Raw genomic sequence first — 18624 nt, 5'->3', positions numbered from 1 at the left:
CCGACCGGTGTCGCGCCGAGTCCTGCGGACAGGGGAGGCCCCAAGCCGGGGCGAGGAGGGCGGGCCATGGTGCAGAAGGCCAAGATCCTCCTGGTCGATGACCGGCCGGAGAATCTGTTGGCGCTGGAGGCCATCCTCTCCGCGCTCGATCAGACACTGGTGCGGGCATCGTCCGGGGAGGAAGCGCTCAAGGCGCTGTTGACGGACGACTTCGCGGTCATCCTGCTGGACGTCCAGATGCCGGGAATGGACGGCTTCGAGACGGCCGCGCACATCAAGCGGCGGGAACGGACCCGGGACATCCCGATCATCTTCCTGACCGCCATCAACCACGGACCGCACCACACGTTCCGCGGGTATGCGGCGGGTGCGGTCGACTACATCTCGAAACCGTTCGATCCCTGGGTGCTGCGCGCCAAGGTCTCGGTGTTCGTCGAGCTGTACATGAAGAACTGCCAGCTCAGGGAGCAGGCGGCGCTGCTGCGGCTGCAGTTGGAGGGCGGCGGCAAGGGCGCCGCGGGTGGTTCGAAGGAGCCTTCCGGCGGCATTCTCGCCGAGCTGTCCGCGCGGCTCGCGGCCGTCGAGGAGCAGGCGGAGGCGCTGTCCAAACAGCTCGACGACGACTCGGCGGACGCCGCGGCGGTCGCCACCGCGGCCCATCTCGAACGCAAACTCACCGGCCTGCGCCGGGCGCTGGACGCGTTGGAGCCGGGCACGGGCGGTCCGCCGTCGCTGCCGTCGCAGAACTGAGCGGTTTTTCGGGCACGTTCCGCAGGGGAATCCGGGGTGCCTTGCCGGGCGTGTGACCGGGTGCGTCGCCGGGCGCGTGACCGGGTGCGTCGTCGGGCGCGGGCGGGGTCGGACAAGTGACCTCGGGCCGCGCCCGTTTGCGTGCGGTCCCCGTGCGGTGTACGTCCGGTGTCCGTGCGGGCCGAGGCCCCGTCACCTCGCGTCAGCTTCGGGCCCCGGAGTTCGCGACACGAACGGGTGAAGCAGTGGGCACACGTGTCGGCTGTGGTCTCCACCGGTAACCTCACACCCATGGCCTCACGTCAGTCCGCAGCGAAGAAGCCGCCCGCGAAGAAGGCGGCCGCTCCGACGAAGGCTCCGGCGAAGAAGGCCCCCGCGAAGAAAGCCGCCGCCAGGAAGGCACCCGCCAAGCGGGCGACGGCGAAGAAGACGGCCCCTCCGAAGCCGGCGCCCAGTCCCACCGGAGGCGTGTACCGACTCGTACGCGCCGTCTGGCTCGGTGCCGCGCACGCCGTCGGCGCCGTCTTCCGCGGCATAGGGCAGGGCGCGAAGGGACTCGACCCGGCGCACCGCAAGGACGGCGTCGCGCTCCTGCTGCTCGCCCTCAGCCTGATCGTCGCCGCCGGTACCTGGTCCAACCTGCGCGGCCCGGTCGGCGATCTAGTCGAGATGCTCGTGACCGGCGCCTTCGGACGCCTCGACCTGCTCGTGCCGATACTGCTCGCGGTCATCGCCGTGCGGTTCATCCGGCATCCCGAGAAGCCCGACGCCAACGGCCGCATCGTCATCGGGCTGTCCGCGCTCGTCATCGGCATCCTCGGCCAGGTCCACCTCGCGTGCGGCTCGCCCGCGCGCAGCGCCGGGATGCAGGCGATAAGGGACGCCGGGGGACTCATCGGCTGGGGCACGGCCACCCCGCTGACCTACACCATGGGCGAGGCCCTGGCCGTCGCGATGCTCGTGCTGCTCACGGTCTTCGGACTGCTCGTCGTCACCGCGACACCGGTCAACGCGATCCCGCAGCGGTTGCGGCTGCTCGGGCAGAAGCTGGGCATCGTCGCCGACGACGAGGACGAGTCCGCCGAGTACGGCGAGGACGACGCCCGCTACGACGAGCAGTGGCGTGACGCGCTGCCCGCACGCTCCCGCGGGCGCGGCTCCGCCCCCGAGCCGTACGACCCCGACAGCGCCGAGCAGGAGGCCCTCACCCGGCGCCGCCCGAGGCGTTCCGCGGTACGGCAGCCGGACCCGAACCGGCCGATGGACGCCGTGGACGTCGCGGCGGCGGCCGCCGCCGCGCTCGACGGGGCGGTCCTGCACGGAATGCCGCCCTCGCCGGTCGTCGCCGACCTCACCCAGGGCGTGAGCGTCGGCGACCGGGAGGAGACCACGCCCGTCCCGGCCGCGCGCAGCAAGCCGGCCAAGGAGGCGCCCCCCGCCACCAGGCCGCCCAAGGGCGCCCGGCAGGACGCCCTGGTGCCGGATCTGACCAAGAAGGCCCCGGACGAGCCCCGCGAGCTGCCGGCGCGCGCCGAGCAGTTGCAGCTCTCCGGCGACATCACCTACTCCCTGCCCTCGCTCGACCTCCTGGAGCGCGGCGGCCCCGGCAAGACCCGCAGCGCCGCCAACGACGCCATAGTGGCTTCCCTGTCGAACGTGTTCTCGGAGTTCAAGGTCGACGCGGCCGTCACCGGCTTCACCCGCGGTCCGACGGTCACCCGGTACGAGGTCGAGCTGGGCCCCGCGGTGAAGGTCGAGCGGATCACCGCGCTGACCAAGAACATCGCCTACGCCGTCGCCAGCCCGGACGTGCGGATCATCAGCCCGATCCCCGGCAAGTCGGCCGTCGGCATCGAGATCCCCAACACCGACCGCGAGATGGTCAACCTGGGCGACGTCCTGCGTCTCGCGGACGCGGCCGAGGACGACCACCCGATGCTGGTCGCGCTCGGCAAGGACGTCGAGGGCGGCTATGTGATGGCCAACCTGGCGAAGATGCCGCACGTGCTCGTCGCGGGCGCGACCGGCTCCGGCAAGTCGTCGTGCATCAACTGCCTGATCACCTCGGTCATGGTCCGCGCGACCCCCGAGGACGTCCGCATGGTCCTCGTCGACCCCAAGCGCGTGGAGCTGACGGCGTACGAGGGGATCCCGCACCTCATCACGCCGATCATCACCAACCCCAAGCGGGCCGCCGAGGCACTGCAGTGGGTCGTGCGCGAGATGGACCTGCGCTACGACGATCTGGCCGCGTTCGGCTACCGGCACATCGACGACTTCAACGAGGCCATCCGCAACGGCAAGGTCAAGCTGCCCGAGGGCAGCGAGCGCGAGCTGTCGCCGTACCCGTATCTGCTGGTGATCGTGGACGAGCTGGCCGACCTGATGATGGTCGCGCCGCGCGACGTCGAGGACGCGATCGTGCGGATCACGCAGCTGGCGCGTGCGGCCGGCATCCATCTGGTGCTCGCCACACAGCGGCCGTCGGTGGACGTCGTCACCGGTCTGATCAAGGCGAACGTGCCCTCCCGGCTCGCCTTCGCCACCTCCTCGCTCGCCGACTCCCGCGTCATCCTCGACCAGCCCGGCGCCGAGAAGCTGATCGGCAAGGGCGACGGGCTGTTCCTGCCGATGGGGGCGAACAAGCCGACCCGTATGCAGGGCGCGTTCGTGACCGAGGACGAGGTCGCGGCGATCGTGCAGCACTGCAAGGACCAGATGGCGCCGGTCTTCCGGGACGACGTCACCGTGGGCACCAAGCAGAAGAAGGAGATCGACGAGGAGATCGGCGACGACCTCGACCTGCTGTGCCAGGCGGCCGAACTGGTCGTCTCCACCCAGTTCGGCTCGACCTCGATGCTCCAGCGCAAGCTGCGCGTCGGCTTCGCCAAGGCCGGGCGGCTCATGGACCTGATGGAGTCGCGGGGCATCGTGGGGCCGAGCGAGGGCTCCAAGGCACGTGACGTTCTTGTGAAACCCGACGAGCTGGACGGCGTGCTGGCCGTGATCCGGGGGGAGACTGAGTCGTAAGGGCCGCGGGCGGGATCGCGGAGGGGCGCGAGAAGGGCGCACGGCAGGGAGAATCGGTTGTCCGGCGGGCGGAACGCGGATGCGATTACGGCATCCGGGTATTCGAACGTGACTCACCCGTAAGGAAATGGTGAGCAACCGTTTCCCTTCGGCGTACGTCAAGTTGGACGAGGGGACAGCCCTGTGCCCCACCCTCACCACCAGCAGGATGACCGGCCATTCTGATGGCGTACAAAGTCCCACCGCCCGGTTGCCCCACCCTTTCGTACCCCCCCTAGACTGAACCTCCAGCACAGGTGGCTACACGCTCGAAAGGCGCCCCCGTGTCCATCGGCAACTCCCCTGACGGCAACTTCCCCGAAGACGAGCGTCCGTTCGAAGACGACCGTGACGAACGCTCGGCGGAACGCCCCTCGATCGGTCGTGCCCTCCAGCAGGCACGCATCGCGGCCGGGCTGACCGTCGACGACGTCAGCAACGCCACCCGGGTCCGCATCGCCATCGTGCACGCGATCGAACAGGACGACTTCGCCCCCTGCGGCGGCGACGTCTACGCGCGCGGTCACATCCGCAGTCTCGCGCGTGCGGTGCGCATCGACCCCGCCCCGCTCCTCGAACAGTTCGCGGAGACGCACGGCGGACGGCCCGCGCCGACGCCCGCAGCCCCGTTGTTCGAGGCGGAACGGATCCGGCCCGAGCGTCGCGGCCCCAACTGGACCGCCGCCATGGTCGCCGCGATCGTCGCGGTGATCGGCTTCGTCGGCTTCACCGCCTTCGACCGCGGGGACGACGACGGCTCCTCCGCCCAGGTCGCCGAGGGCTCCACTCCCACGACCAGCAAGCCCGCCCCGTCCAAGCCCAAGACCGACAAGCCCGACGCCGACCCCAAGGCCGACCCGACCGACAGCGCCATCGCGGCCGCGCCCCGCGACAAGGTGACCGTGCGGGTCAGCGCCTCCGACGGGCGCAGCTGGATCTCCGCCAAGGACCACAACGGCCGGCTCCTGTGGGACGGCCTCCTCAAGCAGGGCGAGTCCAAGACCTTCCAGGACGGCTCCAAGATCGACCTCGTTCTCGGCGACGCCGGGGCCGTCCAGCTCTACGTCAACGGCAAGAAGATCCAGGACGACTTCCAGCCCGGCCAGGTCGAACGACTGACGTACACGAAGGGCGACCCCGAGGTCGGCTGAACCCCCGCCGGGTCCGGGCCCACGGGGGTCCGGACGCCGCGAAGAACGTGAGGGACGGGGTTGGCCAAGATCGGCCAACCCCGTCGACGTGGGCTGTCACTGGGACGAAGTAGTCTTGAGCCCATGCCTGAACGCCGTACCGTCGCACTCGTCACTCTTGGCTGCGCCCGTAACGAGGTGGACTCGGAGGAGCTCGCAGGCCGCTTGGAGGCGGACGGCTGGGAGCTCGTCGAGGACGCCGAGGAAGCGGACGTCGCGGTCGTCAACACCTGTGGCTTCGTCGAGGCCGCCAAGAAGGACTCCGTCGACGCGCTCCTGGAGGCCAACGACCTCAAGGGTCACGGCAGAACCCAGGCCGTCGTGGCGGTCGGCTGCATGGCCGAGCGGTACGGCAAGGAGCTGGCCGAGGCACTGCCCGAGGCCGACGGCGTGCTCGGCTTCGACGACTACGCGGACATCTCCGACCGGCTCCAGACCATCCTGAACGGCGGCATCCACGCCTCTCACACCCCGCGCGACCGCCGCAAGCTGCTGCCGATCAGCCCCGCCCAGCGCCAGGAGTCGGCGGCCGAGGTCGCGCTCCCGGGCCACGCCCCGGCCGACCTTCCGGAAGGGCTCGCCCCGGCTTCCGGGCCGCGTTCGCCGCTGCGCCGCCGCCTGGACGGCTCGCCCGTGGCCTCCGTGAAGCTCGCCTCCGGCTGCGACCGCCGCTGCTCCTTCTGCGCCATCCCCTCCTTCCGCGGCTCCTTCATCTCCCGCCGCCCCTCGGACGTCCTGAACGAGACCCGCTGGCTGGCCGAGCAGGGTGTGAAGGAGGTCATGCTGGTCTCCGAGAACAACACCTCGTACGGCAAGGACCTGGGCGACATCCGGCTGCTGGAGTCCCTGCTGCCCGAGCTGGCCGAGGTCGACGGCATCGAGCGGGTGCGCGTCAGCTACCTCCAGCCCGCCGAGATGCGGCCCGGCCTCATCGACGTGCTCACCTCCACACCCAAGGTCGTGCCCTACTTCGACCTCTCCTTCCAGCACTCCGCCCCCGCCGTGCTGCGCTCCATGCGCCGCTTCGGCGACACCGACCGCTTCCTGGAACTGCTCGACACCATCCGCGGCAAGGCACCCGAAGCCGGCGTGCGGTCCAACTTCATCGTCGGCTTCCCCGGCGAGAGCGAGGACGACCTCGCCGAGCTGGAGCGCTTCCTGAACGGTGCGAGACTGGACGCGATCGGTGTCTTCGGCTATTCCGACGAGGACGGCACGGAAGCGGCGACGTACGAGAACAAGCTGCCCGAGGACGTCGTCGCCGAGCGGCTCGCACGGGTCTCGCGGCTGGCCGAGGAACTGGTCTCGCAGCGTGCCGAGGAGCGCGTCGGGCAGACCGTGCGCGTGCTGGTCGAGTCGGTCGACGGCGAGGAGGGCGCGTACGGCCGGGCCGCCCACCAGGCACCCGAGACCGACGGACAGGTGCTCTTCACGAGCGGCGAGGAACTGAGCGTCGGCCTTATGGTCGAGGCGAAGGTGGTCGGCACGGAAGGCGTCGATCTGGTGGCCGAGGTGCTTCCGGGCTCGCACGGCTCCCACGTGTGTACTGAGGAGGCGGCCAGATGACGGGAGTCCCGGCATCCGCGGCGGGCGGCACCTCCGGCGCCAAGGGCGCGACGAGCGCCCCGGGCGTTCCCGGCGCCCCGGGCGCCGCCGCCTCCAGTGATGCCGGGGAGGCGCGGGCCGTGCGGGGCGGGAAGCTGGGAGCCGCCGCCGTCAACCAGGCCAGCCTCTGGAACATCGCCAACATCCTGACCATGGTCCGCCTGGTCCTCGTGCCGGGCTTCGTCGTGCTGATGCTCATGGACGGCGGGTACGACCCCGTCTGGCGGGCCTGGGCCTGGGCCGCCTTCGCCGTCGCCATGATCACCGACGTCTTCGACGGCCATCTGGCCCGGACCTACGACCTCGTCACCGACTTCGGCAAGATCGCCGACCCCATCGCCGACAAGGCGATCATGGGTGCCGCGCTGATCTGCCTGTCCTACCTCGGTGATCTGCCGTGGTGGGTGACCGGTGTCATCCTCGGCCGTGAGCTCGGGATCACACTGCTGCGCTTCGTCGTCATCCGGTACGGAGTCATCCCGGCGAGCCGCGGCGGCAAGCTCAAGACCCTGACCCAGGGCATCGCCGTCGGAATGTACGTCCTGGTCCTGGAGGGTCCGCTGGCCACTCTGCGGTGGTGGGTGATGGCCGCGGCCGTCATTCTGACAGTGGTCACCGGAATCGACTATGTGAGACAGGCCATTGTGCTGCGCCGACGGGGAACCGCCGATCGCCAAGCCTCGGCGGAGGGGGCGGAACATTGACGTCCACGGCCGCCGAAGTGCTGCGACTACTGACGGTGAGGGGTGAGACGCTCGCCGTCGCCGAGTCGCTGACCGGCGGTCTGGTCGCGGCCGCGCTCACCGCGGCCCCCGGCTCCTCCCAGGCGTTCCGCGGCTCCGTCACCGCCTACGCCACGCAGCTCAAGCACCAGTTGCTCGATGTCGACGCCACCCTCCTGGAGCAGCGGGGGGCGGTGGATCCGCAGGTCGCGGCCCAGATGGCCGAGGGTGTCCGCAAGGCGCTCGGCGCCGACTGGGGAATTTCGACCACCGGAGTCGCGGGTCCCGAACCCCAGGACGGCCAAGCCGTCGGCACGGTCTACGTGGCCGTCATCGGGCCGTCCGCCTCCGATTCCGGCGTATCACGTGGCGGGAAAGTGTCGTCGTTGCGGTTGAACGGCGGCCGGGCGGAAATCCGTATGGAGAGTGTACGGAGCGTACTCGCACTGCTTCTTGAGGAGCTTGCGGGCGAACAGACCGGAAATGAGCGGGCACAGGATACGGAACAGAACGGGGGGACCTGATGTTTGCAGCCCTGAGTGAACACAACAGCGCTCCCCGCACGGCCGCAGCGCAAGGCGGTACGGTGGGGCGTGAAGGATGCGGCTACGCGGTCCGAGGAGGGAGCCACCGATGATTCTGCTCCGTCGCCTGCTGGGTGACGTGCTGCGTCGGCAGCGCCAGCGCCAGGGCCGTACTCTGCGCGAAGTCTCCTCGTCCGCCCGAGTCTCACTCGGCTATCTCTCCGAGGTGGAGCGGGGGCAGAAGGAGGCGTCCTCCGAACTGCTCTCCGCCATTTGCGACGCGTTGGACGTACGGATGTCCGAGCTCATGCGGGAAGTGAGTGACGAGCTCGCCCTTGCCGAGCTGGCCCAGTCCGCAGCGGCCACCGAGCCGGTGCCAGCACCAGTGCGTCGACCGATGCTCAACTCCGTCTCGGTGGCCGGTGTGCCGCCGGAGCGGGTCACGATCAAGGCACCCGCCGAAGCGGTGGACGTCGTCGCGGCCTGACCTGCCGCGAGGGTGTGCGTGCGGTGAGGCGCGTGCCGGTGAAGTAGGGAAAAAGCAGCAGCGGAGCCCCGGTCGGGGCCTTCAGGGAGACCTGGGGGCGTCGGCCGGGGCTTTCGTGTCACCCCTGCCGCGGGGCCGGGGTCGAGGTCGGTGCCCGGACCGGGGGCCGGTGCGTCCCGTTTGCCGGGCTGGTGGTGTGCGGTCATGGTGGAGGGGCGGAACGGGGACCTGCGCACGACACGTTCATAGGTGCGGGCGCACGGGGTCGTACGGTCGTCTCAAGAATCCGGAGCTGCGCTGATGTACGTGGTGAAGAGCCCGCTGTCCGAGGCCGACCTCAGGACCGTCTCCGAGGCGCTGCAGGGCGCCCTCGTCGATCTCGTCGACCTCTCCCTGGTGGCCAAGCAGATCCACTGGAACGTGGTCGGGCCGCGCTTCCGCTCGGTCCACCTCCAGCTCGACGAGGTCGTGGACACCGCACGGCTGCACTCCGACACGGTCGCCGAACGGGCCTCCACCCTGGGTGTCCCGCCGGACGGGCGGGCCCGGACGGTGGCCGGGAGCAGCGGGATCGGCGCGGTCCCGGACGGCTGGGTCAAGGACGCGGACGCGGTGGGCACCCTGGTGGAGGCGCTCGGCGCGGTGATCACCCGTATGCGGACGCGGGTGGAGAGCACCGCGGAGGCGGATCCGGTGAGCCAGGACATCTTCATCCAGATCACGGCCGATCTGGAGAAGCACCACTGGATGTTCCAGGCGGAGAACGGTTAGCGCGACGTCGTCCCACGGCGCGGACCGCTGCCGTACTTCCGCGCGCCTCCGGTCCGGCGGGCCGTGCGCCCCGGCGCCGGTGGGCGCGGCGGGGGCGTGCGGACGGCGGTGCATGGCCCCGGGGCGCTCATGTGCGCCGGGTGCGCGGTTCGCGTGAGAGGGGCGTGCGTCCCTGTGCCGGTGGTGCGCCCTCTCCGGCCGCGACGAGGGCCCTCTAGCGTCGTGTCGGGGGCCCGGAGGCCTTGGAGGTGGCGGCCATGCGGATAGTTCGCTGGGGGGCGGCTCTGGGGCTCGGTGCGCTGTGGTGGTGGGGTGTGCTGCGGCTCGCGCTGGTGCCGGACGCCGGCGCGGTGGAGGGGGCCGTCGCGGCCGGGGGGTGGGGGCTGAGCCTCCTGCCTGTGCACTGCGTACCGAAGGGACGGGCACCGGGACGGCCGGGGGGCGCGTCAGGGGGCGCGAGGGGTGGTCCGGTTCTGGAGGGCGCGGTGGGGGCCGCGGTCACCAGGGCATGGCCACCCCGCCGTTCGGGCGGAGGATCTGACCCGTCGTGAACGCCGAGGCGTCGGAGGCGAGATGCAGCACGGCGTGCGCGATGTCCTCGGGCTCGCCGACCCGGCCCAGTGGTGACAGCCGTGCCATGAAGGACTCCGTGCGCGCCTGCGCCTCACCGTCGTGGCGGTCGGTCATGGGCGTACGGACCCAGCCCGGGGCCACCGCGTTGACACGGATGCCGTGGCTGCCGACCTCGGTCGCCAGGGTCTTCGTCAGCTGGACCACCGCCGCCTTGGTCACGCCGTAGCAGAGCAGCCCCGGCCCGCCGGTGTCGACCGCGCCCGAGGCCATGGTGACGATGCTGCCGCGGGTCCCGTCGGCGATCATCCGGGCGGCCGCCGCCTGACAGGCGTGCAGGACACCCTTGAAGTTGACGCTCCACACCCGTTCCAGGTCCTCGTCCCGGGTCTCCAGAACCGGGCTGCTGTGCATGATCCCGGCGATCGCCGCCATCACGTGGAGCCGCTCGCAGGCGGCCACGGCCCGCGTGAGCTGCGCACGGTCGGTGACGTCGAGATGGTGGGTGTGGGCGGTGGCGTTCCTGGCCTTGATGAGGGTCGCCGTCTCGTGCAGGCCGGCCGCGTCGCGGTCCGCGCAGTGCACGGTCGCGCCCGCCTCGGCGAGCAGGACCGCCGACGCGCGGCCGATACCGCTGCCGGCGCCGGTGACGAACGCGGTGCGGCCGCTGAGGTCGTACGCCGGAAGGGACATGACTCGACGGTACGAGCGTTTCTGACGGTCCGTCAATTAGTTGTGCGGCGCTGAACTCGGGTGTGCGCGCGGGGCGTTCGCATGGCGCCCGGGGGCGGTGCCGGGCCCGGCTGGCAGGTGGGGCACCAGTAGGTGGGGCGTTCGCGGGAGCCGTCCCCCTGGTCGGCCGCGCGCACGGGGGTGTGGCAGCGCAGACACGGGCGGGGGGCCCGGCCGTACACGAACAGGTCATGGCGGCGGTGGCCCGTCGTGTTGCGGATCGGGCGGTCGCGGTTGGCTTCGAGCACCTTCTTGGCGAGGTCGGGCAGCCGCGCGGCGACCTCCGCCGGGAGGGCGCCCACGGGGAGCCACGGGGTGACCCGGAGCAGGAAGCACAGCTCGCTCTTGTACACGTTGCCGATACCGGCGAGGTTGCGCTGGTCCAGGAGCGCCTCCCCGAGCGCCCGGCCCGGGTCGCCGAGGAGGTTGGCGAGGGCGAGTTCGGGGTCCCAGTCCGGGCCGAGCAGGTCGGGGCCGAGGTGACCGACGGCACGGTGTTCGTCGGCGGTGCGCATCAGCTCCAGTACGGGCAGGCGGTAACCGACCGCCGTGCGCTCGGTGGTGCCGAGGATGGCGCGGATCTGGTGCGCCGGGCCCCCGCGCCAGCGCTCACCGTCGGCGTACACCTTCCAGGAACCGTCCATCCGCAGATGCGAGTGCAGCGTCAGGCCGCCTTCGACGCGGGTCAGGAGGTGTTTGCCGCGCGGGGTGACGTCCAGGACGGTACGGCCGGTGAGGTCGGCCGTGGCGTACTTCGGCACGCGGAGGTCGGAGCGGGACAGCACCTGGCCGGCGAGGGCGGTGTGCAGTCGCCTCGCCGCTTGCCAGACGGTGTCACCTTCGGGCATGGGTCAAGGGTGGCACGGGTGTGGGGGCGGGGGCGGGTGCGGGCTGGCCGGGGGCGGGGTGCCGAGCGCTGGCGCTGGCGTGGGCGGGGGCCGGCCGCGGGCCTGCTCCTGGGGCTGGGGCTGGGGCTGGGGTTCGGTGGTCATGCTCGGATGCGCAGGCCGCGCGGGGTCGCGATGAAGCCCGCCGCCTCCAAGAGGGGGCCGTGAGGTGAGGTGAGGGCGGAGGCGCCGTTCACGCGCTCCACCGTGACCGTGCCGAGGGAGCCCGCGCGGGCGGCTCCCGCCAGGGCCTCGGCGGCCGGGCGCAGGCGCGGGTCGTCCAGGGGCCTGGCCTCCGGGTCGGCGGGCCAGGCCAGGAGTGTCTTGCCGCCGCGCTCCATGTAGACGGTCAGCTCGCCGTCGACCAGGACGACCAGGGAGCCCGCCTTGCGGCCCGGCTTGTGTCCGGCATCGGTGGGCGGATCGGGCCAGGGGAGGGCGGCACCGTAGGCGTTCGCGGGGTCGGCCGCGGCCAGGACGACGGCTCGGGGGGAGGGTGCGCTGCGGGTGCGGTGCGGGTCCCGGCCGGCGCGGGCGTGGGGGCCGGCGTCGAAGGCTGCCGGTGCGGGGAAGGAGGCAGCTGCGTACGGCTCGTCCGGGCCGGGGGCGCGGAGGCCGGGCACGTCGGGGAAGTCGTCCCAGGGGGCGTGGGCCGGGAGTGCGCCGGGAGCCTCGGCCGAGCCGTTCGGGCCCGAGCCGTTCGGCCCGGGGCTTCCCAGGGGCTCGCCGCGGTCGCGGGCGTTGGACACCGCGCGGAGGCGGTCCACGGCGCCGTCCATCGCGAACTGGGCGGCGCCCAGACCCTCGACGACATAGCCGCGGCGGGCCTGGCCGCTCTCCTCGAAGACGGACAGGACGCGGTACACGGCGGAGAAGCCGCCCTCGACACCCTCGGCGCCCACCGCGCCCCGGGTCACCACACCGTGGCGGTCGAGGAGGGTGCGTGCCCGGGCGTGGGCGCGGACGGTGGCGTCGGGTTCGTGGGTGGGCAGGAGGGACCAGCGGCCGGCGACCGTGGGTGGGCCCGTACGGGACTGGGGCCGGGCGGCGGCGGTCAGGGATCCGTACCGGCCGCGCGGGATCGTGCGCTTGGCGCGGTGGGCGGTGGAACCCGCGGTGCGGCCCGAGCCCAGGAGGGAGCGCATGGGGGTGAGCGTGTCGTTGGTGAGCCGTCCGGACCAGGCGAGATCCCACACGGCATCGGCCAGTTGGGGGTCGGTGACGTCGGGGTGGGTGGTCGCGCGGATCTGGTCGGCGATCTGACGGAAGAAGAGGCCGTAGCCGCCCGAGAGGCTGGTCAGGATCGACTCGTGGAGCGCGGTCTGCTCCAGGGGGTGCGGCGGGGGGAGGAGGAGCGGGGCCGCGTCCGCCAGATACAGCGAGACCCAGCCGTCCTTGCCGGGGAGGGCGCCGGCGCCCGCCCAGACGACCTCGCCGGCCGCGGTGAGTTCGTCGAGCATCGCGGGGGCGTAGCCGGCGACCCGGGAGGGCAGGATCAGCTTCTCCAACGCGGAGGCGGGCACGGAGGCCCCCTGCAACTGCTCGATCGCACGCACCAGTCCGTCGATGCCGCGCAGTCCGTGACCGCCGCCCACGTGCTGCCACTGCGGCAGGAACTGGGCGAGCGCGGCGGGCGGCACCGGCTCCAGTTCGTGCCGCAGGGCCGCCAGCGAGCGGCGGCGCAGGCGGCGCAGCACGGCCGCGTCGCACCACTCCTGACCGATGCCCGCCGGATGGAACTCGCCCTGCACGACGCGGCCGTTCGCCGCCAGGCGATGCAGCGCCCCGTCCGTGACGGCCACGCCGAGGCCGAAGCGGGCGGCGGCCGTGGCCGAGGTGAAGGGGCCGTGGGTGCGGGCGAACCGGGCGAGCAGGTCGCCGAGGGGATCCTTGACGGGCTCGGTGAAGGCTTCCGGGACACCGACCGGCAGGGCCGTACCGAGCGCGTCCCTCAGCCGGCCCGCGTCCTCGACCGCCGCCCAGTGGTCGGTGCCGGCGATGCGGACACGGATGGCGCGGCGGGCCCCGGCCAGCTCCTGCGGCCACCCCGGCTCGGCGCCGCGCTCGGCCAGCTCGGCGTCCGTGAGCGGGCCGAGGAGCCGGAGCAGGTCCGCCACGCCCTCGGCGTCCTTGACCCGCCGGTCGTCGGTGAGCCACTGAAGCTCCTGCTCCAGCTCGGTCAGGACCTCGGCGTCGAGCAGTTCACGCAGCTCCGCCTGCCCCAGCAGCTCGGCCAGCAGTCGGGAGTCCAGCGACAGGGCGGCCGCACGGCGCTCGGCGAGCGGGGAGTCGCCCTCGTACAGGAACTGGGCGACGTATCCGAAGAGGAGGGAGCGGGCGAAGGGGGAGGGCTCGGGGGTGGTCACCTCGACGAGGCGGACCTTGCGGGACTCGATGTCGCCCATCAGCTCGCTGAGACCGGGGACGTCGAACACGTCCTGCAGGCATTCGCGGACCGCCTCCAGCACGATCGGGAACGAGCCGAACTCGCTCGCCACCTGCAGCAGTTGCGCGGCACGCTGACGCTGTTGCCACAGGGGAGTGCGCCTGCCCGGGTTGCGCCGGGGCAGCAGCAGCGCACGGGCGGCGCACTCGCGGAAGCGGGACGCGAACAGCGCCGAACCGCCCACCTGGTCGGTGACGATCTGGTCGACCTCGCCCTTGTCGAAGGCGACGTCCGCCGCGCCGATCGGGGCCTGCTCCGCGTCGTATTCGGTGCCCGCCTTCATGGGCTCCATGTCGAGCAGGTCCAGGCCCATCAGGTCGGCGTCCGGCAGGCGGAGCACGATGCCGTCGTCCGCGTGCATGACCTGGGCGTCCATGCCGTACCGCTCGGAGAGCTTCGCGCCCAGGGCGAGGGCCCAGGGCGCGTGGACCTGCGCACCGAAGGGGGAGTGGACGACGACCCGCCAGTCGCCCAGCTCGTCGCGGAAGCGCTCGACGACGATCGTGCGGTCGTCGGGGACGTGGCCGCAGGCCTCGCGCTGTTCGGCCAGGTACGACAGGACGTTGTCGGCGGCCCAGGCGTCGAGTCCGGCGGCCAGCAGCCGCAGCCGGGCGTCCTCCTCGGAAAGGGAGCCGACCTCGCGCAGGAACGCGCCCACCGCGCGCCCCAGTTCGAGCGGGCGGCCGAGCTGGTCGCCCTTCCAGAACGGCAGGCGGCCCGGGACACCCGGTGCGGGGGAGACCAGCACCCGGTCGCGGGTGATGTCCTCGATCCGCCAGGAACTGGTGCCCAGGGTGAAGACGTCCCCGACCCGGGACTCGTACACCATCTCCTCGTCGAGTTCCCCGACCCGGCCGCCGCCCTTCTTGGGGTCGGAGCCGGCGAGGAAGACCCCGAAGAGGCCGCGGTCCGGGATCGTGCCCCCGGACGTCACCGCGAGCCGCTGGGCGCCGGGCCGTCCCGTGATCGTGCCCGCGACCCGGTCCCAGACCACGCGCGGGCGCAGTTCCGCGAACGCGTCGGACGGATAGCGGCCCGCCAGCATGTCCAGGACGGCCGTGAAAGCGGACTCGGGAAGAGCGGCGAAGGGTGCCGCGCGCCGGACGGTGGCCAGGAGATCGTCGAACTGCCAGGTGTCCATCGAGGTCATGGCGACGATCTGCTGCGCCAGGACGTCCAGGGGATTGCCGGGGATCCTCATGGACTCGATGGCGCCGCTGCGCATCCGTTCGGTGACGACGGCCGACTGGACGAGATCGCCGCGGTACTTGGGGAAGACCACACCCGTGGACACCGCGCCCACCTGGTGGCCCGCGCGGCCCACGCGCTGCAGTCCGGAGGCGACCGAGGGCGGTGACTCCACCTGGACGACGAGGTCCACCGCGCCCATGTCGATGCCCAGTTCGAGGCTGGAGGTGGCGACCACCGCCGGCAGCCGGCCGGCCTTCAGATCCTCCTCGACCAGGGCGCGCTGCTCCTTGGAGACCGAGCCGTGGTGGGCCCTGGCCAGCACCGGGGGCGCCCCCTGAGCCGCGCCGGAGCCGCCCATCAGCTCCGCCGGCCCGTGGTGTTCGTCCAGGGGCTCACCGGTGGCCCGCTCGTACGCGATCTCGTTGAGCCGGTTGCACAGCCGCTCGGCGAGGCGGCGGGAGTTGGCGAACACGATCGTCGAGCGGTGGGCCTGCACGAGGTCGGCGATCCGCTCCTCGACGTGCGGCCAGATCGACGGGCGCTCCGCACCCTCGTTGCCGTCGGCGACCGGGGAGCCGCCCAGCTCTCCCAGGTCCTCCACCGGGACGACCACCGACAGGTCGAACTCCTTGCCGGACGGAGGCTGGACGATCTCCACCCTGCGGCGCGGGGAGAGGTAGCGCGCGACCTCGTCGACGGGACGCACGGTGGCGGACAGGCCGATCCGGCGGGCCGGACGGGGCAGCAACTCGTCCAGGCGCTCCAGAGTGAGGGCCAGGTGGGCGCCGCGTTTGGTGCCCGCCACCGCGTGCACCTCGTCGAGGATGACCGTCTCCACGCCCGTGAGCGCGTCGCGCGTGGCCGACGTGAGCATCAGGAACAGGGACTCGGGCGTGGTGATCAGGATGTCCGGCGGCCGGGTGGCCAGGGCCCGGCGCTCGGCGGGCGGGGTGTCCCCGGACCGGATGCCCACCTTCACCTCGGGCTCGGGCAGTCCCAGCCGCACCGATTCCTGGCGGATACCGGTCAGCGGACTGCGCAGGTTCCGCTCCACGTCCACCGCGAGCGCCTTCAGCGGTGACACGTACAGGACCCGGCAGCGCTTCTTCGGGTCGGCCGGGGGCGGGCTCGACGTCAGCTGGTCCAGCGCGGCGAGGAACGCGGCCAGCGTCTTGCCGGAGCCGGTCGGGGCGACCACCAGCACGTCCGAGCCCTCGCCGATCGCCCGCCACGCCCCGGCCTGGGCCGCGGTGGGCGCGGAGAACGCCCCCGTGAACCAGCCGCGGGTCGCGGGGGAGAAGCCGTCGAGGGCTCGATCTGCGGAGCTGACCATGCCACCATCCTGCACCCGACCACTGACAATGGCCCGGACCTGCGGAAACGCGAGGGCGACGGTCCGGTTCGCCGATCGGGCCCTCACCCCTCCGTCCATGGGCGCGGCACGGCGCCGCCGTCACGCCTGCGCACCGGTGGCCGCGTGCGCGGCACCCCCGCACTTCGCCGCCGGGACCGGCCACCCCGCACACTGGGGACATGGCGGGTTCGGCGGAGCGGGCGAGGCACTGGCGGTACGAGGAGCTGCCCGGTGTCGATCTGCTGCGGGCGAGGTACGTCGAGAAGAAGTTCGTGCGGCACACCCACGAGCACTTCGTGATCGCGGCGATCACCGACGGGGTCGAGGTGTTCCACCACGGGGGCGCCGACCAGTACGCGGGACCGGGTGCCCTGGCCCTGGTCAACCCCGACACCCCGCACACCGGCCGCGCGGGCGTGCCCGAGGGCTGGAGGTACGGCGCCGTCTACCCGTCGCCGGCCGTGGTGGCCGAGATCGCCGCCGAGACCACCGCGATCCGCGGCACCCCCGGCTTCGTGAACCCCGTGCTCCAGGACCCGTACGCCGCGGGCCTCGTCCACCAGGTGCTGCGGGCCGTCGATGAGGGCAACGCGCTGGCGGCGGACACGCTGTTGCGCGTGGCCGTGACCCGGCTGCTGCGTCTGAACGGCGGGCCGCTGCCCCAGCGCACCGTCCGCACGGCGGGAGCGCCCGTCGCGGCACGGGCGCGTGCCGTGCTCGAGGAGCGGATGATCGACCCGCCGACCCTGGAGCGGCTCGCCGCAGACCTCGGCACCAGTCCCTTCGCCCTCCTGCGGGCCTTCCGCACGGCCTACGGCATGCCGCCGCACGCATGGCTGACCGACGCGCGCGTGCGCCGGGCGCGCGGCCTGCTCGACACGGGTACGTCTCCCGCCGAGGCCGCCGTCGCGGTCGGCTTCACGGACCAGCCGCACCTCAACCGCCACTTCAGTCGCATCGTGGGCGTGCCGCCGGGCGCGTACCAGCGGGAACGCGCGGGTGGCGGGATCGACGACACACCGCGGGGCCGAGTACGTCGCGCGTGAGCGTCGTGCACGTGGGGACGGCGCGGGCACGGCGGCCGACGGGCGTGCGCAGGAACGCAGGCGTGCGCAGGAACGCAGGCGTGCGCAAGAACGCGGGCGTGCGCAAGAACGTACAAGACCCGCGGACGCACCCGCGCGTACCGTCCGGCGCGTGGTGACTGAACAGACTGGTCTCGTGGAGACGCAAGAACATGCCGGCGCGAAACCCGACGGAGCCGTGGTCCGGGACGCCCTCGGCGTCGGGGTCGCCGTCGGTCTGTCCGGGTTCGCGTTCGGGGTGACCTCGGCCGGCAGCGGGCTCAGCCTGCTGCAGACCTGCGCGCTGAGCCTCCTGGTGTTCACCGGGGCCTCCCAGTTCGCCCTGGTGGGCGCGCTCGCGGCCGGGGGCAATCCGTTCACGGCGGCGGCCGGGGCCTTCTTCCTGGGCGTGCGCAACGCGTTCTACGGGCTGCGTCTGTCCCAGGTGCTGGCCCTCCCGCGCGCGGTGCGGCCGTTCGCCGCCCAGTGGGTCATCGACGAGACCACGGCCGTCACCCTCGCCCAGCCCACCCGCCGAGCCGCCCGCATCGGTTTCACGGTCACCGGGCTCAGCCTCTACGTCCTGTGGAACCTCACCACGCTGCTCGGCGCGCTCGGCGCCGAGGCCATCGGCGACACCGACACGTGGGGGCTCGACGCGGCCGGGCCCGCCGTCTTCCTGGCCCTCCTCGCGCCCATGCTGCGGACCACCGCGGAACGGGCCGTCGCCGGCATCGCCGTCGTCCTGGGACTCGGCCTGCTGCCCTTCCTGCCCGCCGGGGTCCCGGTCCTCGTCGCCGCGGTGGCCGCCCCGGCCGTCCTCTGGGCGGAGGGGCGCCGCCGGGCCGCCGACCGGGAGCGTGGAGGCCGGGAAGGCCACGACCTGGAAGGCGGCGACCGATGAACGTCTGGGTCGCGATCATCGGCACCGCCGTCGGCTGTTACGCCGTCAAGCTCATCGGTCTGCTCGTGCCCGAAGGCGTGCTCGAACGTCCGCTCGTCCAGCGGCTCGCCGCCCTGCTGCCCGTGGCGCTCCTCGCCGCCCTCACGGCCCAGCAGACCTTCGCCGACGGGCACGCCCTGGTGCTCGACGCGAGGGCCGCCGGGCTCACCGCGGCCGCCGTGGCACTGCTCCTGCGGGCCCCGTTCCTGGTCGTCGTGGCCGCGGCGGTGATCGTGACGGCGGGGGTGCGGGCGCTGGCGGGCTGACACGCCTCGTCGTGTCCCACGCGCGCGTGCCGCTGGACCGCCGACCCGCGCGT

Annotated in this window: 15 protein-coding genes; 12 read left to right on the top strand and 3 right to left on the bottom strand. The window is 72.6% G+C overall.

All coding sequences use genetic code 11. From position 1 onward, the window contains the following. The first annotated feature begins 66 nt into the window (after positions 1-66). The 9 genes from PYR72_RS14815 (at position 67) to PYR72_RS14775 (ending at position 9669) form a co-directional block, all read left to right on the top strand. Entirely contained in the window at positions 67-750 is a 684-nt protein-coding gene (locus PYR72_RS14815) for a response regulator (RefSeq protein WP_037723958.1), read from the top strand. Between the two features lie 291 nt (positions 751-1041). Next, a complete protein-coding gene (locus tag PYR72_RS14810; RefSeq protein ID WP_275455795.1) occupies positions 1042-3780 on the top strand; it encodes a DNA translocase FtsK in 2739 nt (912 codons plus the stop codon). 323 nt (positions 3781-4103) lie between these two features. Then, entirely contained in the window at positions 4104-4970 is an 867-nt protein-coding gene (locus PYR72_RS14805; protein WP_275455794.1) for a helix-turn-helix domain-containing protein, read from the top strand. Between the two features lie 123 nt (positions 4971-5093). Beyond that, positions 5094-6575 (top strand): 30S ribosomal protein S12 methylthiotransferase RimO, encoded by a 1482-nt coding sequence (gene rimO, locus PYR72_RS14800; RefSeq protein ID WP_275455793.1) that lies wholly within the window; start codon positions 5094-5096, stop codon positions 6573-6575. Continuing rightward, entirely contained in the window at positions 6572-7318 is a 747-nt protein-coding gene (gene pgsA / locus PYR72_RS14795; protein WP_275455792.1) for a CDP-diacylglycerol--glycerol-3-phosphate 3-phosphatidyltransferase, read from the top strand. Before rimO ends, pgsA begins: the two co-directional genes overlap by 4 nt. Beyond that, a complete protein-coding gene (locus PYR72_RS14790) occupies positions 7315-7860 on the top strand; it encodes a CinA family protein (RefSeq protein ID WP_275455791.1) in 546 nt (181 codons plus the stop codon). Before pgsA ends, PYR72_RS14790 begins: the two co-directional genes overlap by 4 nt. Before the next feature lie 109 nt (positions 7861-7969). Continuing rightward, positions 7970-8347 (top strand): helix-turn-helix transcriptional regulator, encoded by a 378-nt coding sequence (locus PYR72_RS14785; RefSeq protein ID WP_005481441.1) that lies wholly within the window; start codon positions 7970-7972, stop codon positions 8345-8347. 300 nt (positions 8348-8647) lie between these two features. Further along, positions 8648-9118 (top strand): DNA starvation/stationary phase protection protein, encoded by a 471-nt coding sequence (locus PYR72_RS14780; RefSeq protein WP_275455790.1) that lies wholly within the window; start codon positions 8648-8650, stop codon positions 9116-9118. A gap of 257 nt (positions 9119-9375) precedes the next feature. Next, positions 9376-9669: a hypothetical protein gene (locus PYR72_RS14775; protein ID WP_275455789.1), complete on the top strand. Its 294-nt coding sequence runs from the start codon at positions 9376-9378 to the stop codon at positions 9667-9669. On the opposite strand, the gene PYR72_RS14770 is transcribed toward PYR72_RS14775, so the two are convergent. From PYR72_RS14770 to PYR72_RS14760, 3 genes are all read right to left on the bottom strand, one after another. After that, on the bottom strand, positions 9617-10381 hold the full coding sequence (locus tag PYR72_RS14770; RefSeq protein ID WP_275455788.1) for an SDR family oxidoreductase: 765 nt from the start codon (positions 10379-10381) through the stop codon (positions 9617-9619). The genes PYR72_RS14775 and PYR72_RS14770 overlap by 53 nt on opposite strands. A gap of 32 nt (positions 10382-10413) precedes the next feature. Continuing rightward, positions 10414-11268 (bottom strand): DNA-formamidopyrimidine glycosylase family protein, encoded by an 855-nt coding sequence (locus tag PYR72_RS14765; RefSeq protein WP_275455787.1) that lies wholly within the window; start codon positions 11266-11268, stop codon positions 10414-10416. Between the two features lie 140 nt (positions 11269-11408). Further along, positions 11409-16277, bottom strand: coding sequence for an ATP-dependent helicase (locus PYR72_RS14760; RefSeq protein WP_275455786.1), 4869 nt, complete (start codon positions 16275-16277; stop codon positions 11409-11411). 200 nt (positions 16278-16477) lie between these two features. On the opposite strand from PYR72_RS14760, the gene PYR72_RS14755 reads away from it, so the two are divergent. The 3 genes from PYR72_RS14755 to PYR72_RS14745 all read left to right on the top strand — a co-directional run bounded on the left by PYR72_RS14755 (position 16478) and on the right by PYR72_RS14745 (position 18571). Then, positions 16478-17344 (top strand): AraC family transcriptional regulator, encoded by an 867-nt coding sequence (locus PYR72_RS14755; protein ID WP_275455785.1) that lies wholly within the window; start codon positions 16478-16480, stop codon positions 17342-17344. Between the two features lie 154 nt (positions 17345-17498). Continuing rightward, the gene (locus PYR72_RS14750) at positions 17499-18266 is read left to right on the top strand and encodes an AzlC family ABC transporter permease (protein ID WP_275460416.1); all 768 of its coding nucleotides are present in this window, start codon (positions 17499-17501) and stop codon (positions 18264-18266) included. After that, positions 18263-18571 carry an AzlD domain-containing protein gene (locus tag PYR72_RS14745; protein WP_275455784.1) on the top strand — a complete coding sequence of 103 codons (309 nt, stop codon included), beginning with the start codon at positions 18263-18265 and terminating at the stop codon, positions 18569-18571. The genes PYR72_RS14750 and PYR72_RS14745 overlap by 4 nt, the downstream gene beginning before the upstream one ends. Positions 18572-18624 lie beyond the last annotated feature (53 nt).

The sequence above is a fragment of the Streptomyces sp. VNUA24 genome (assembly GCF_029167005.1).
Classification (GTDB): Bacteria; Actinomycetota; Actinomycetes; order Streptomycetales; family Streptomycetaceae; genus Streptomyces; species Streptomyces scabiei.
This window is presented reverse-complemented; position numbering and strand designations above follow the sequence as displayed.

Excerpts from the sequence above, each read along its gene's own strand:
- rimO (WP_275455793.1), top strand. The coding sequence starts at position 5,094 with ATGCCTGAACGCCGTACCGTCGCACTCGTCACTCTTGGCTGCGCCCGT.
- PYR72_RS14760 (WP_275455786.1), bottom strand. The coding sequence starts at position 16,277 with ATGGTCAGCTCCGCAGATCGAGCCCTCGACGGCTTCTCCCCCGCGACC.
- PYR72_RS14755 (WP_275455785.1), top strand. The coding sequence starts at position 16,478 with ATGGCGGGTTCGGCGGAGCGGGCGAGGCACTGGCGGTACGAGGAGCTG.
- PYR72_RS14785 (WP_005481441.1), top strand. The coding sequence starts at position 7,970 with ATGATTCTGCTCCGTCGCCTGCTGGGTGACGTGCTGCGTCGGCAGCGC.
- PYR72_RS14770 (WP_275455788.1), bottom strand. The coding sequence starts at position 10,381 with ATGTCCCTTCCGGCGTACGACCTCAGCGGCCGCACCGCGTTCGTCACC.
- PYR72_RS14780 (WP_275455790.1), top strand. The coding sequence starts at position 8,648 with ATGTACGTGGTGAAGAGCCCGCTGTCCGAGGCCGACCTCAGGACCGTC.
- pgsA (WP_275455792.1), top strand. The coding sequence starts at position 6,572 with ATGACGGGAGTCCCGGCATCCGCGGCGGGCGGCACCTCCGGCGCCAAG.
- PYR72_RS14815 (WP_037723958.1), top strand. The coding sequence starts at position 67 with ATGGTGCAGAAGGCCAAGATCCTCCTGGTCGATGACCGGCCGGAGAAT.
- PYR72_RS14810 (WP_275455795.1), top strand. The coding sequence starts at position 1,042 with ATGGCCTCACGTCAGTCCGCAGCGAAGAAGCCGCCCGCGAAGAAGGCG.
- PYR72_RS14745 (WP_275455784.1), top strand. The coding sequence starts at position 18,263 with ATGAACGTCTGGGTCGCGATCATCGGCACCGCCGTCGGCTGTTACGCC.
- PYR72_RS14765 (WP_275455787.1), bottom strand. The coding sequence starts at position 11,268 with ATGCCCGAAGGTGACACCGTCTGGCAAGCGGCGAGGCGACTGCACACC.
- PYR72_RS14775 (WP_275455789.1), top strand. The coding sequence starts at position 9,376 with ATGCGGATAGTTCGCTGGGGGGCGGCTCTGGGGCTCGGTGCGCTGTGG.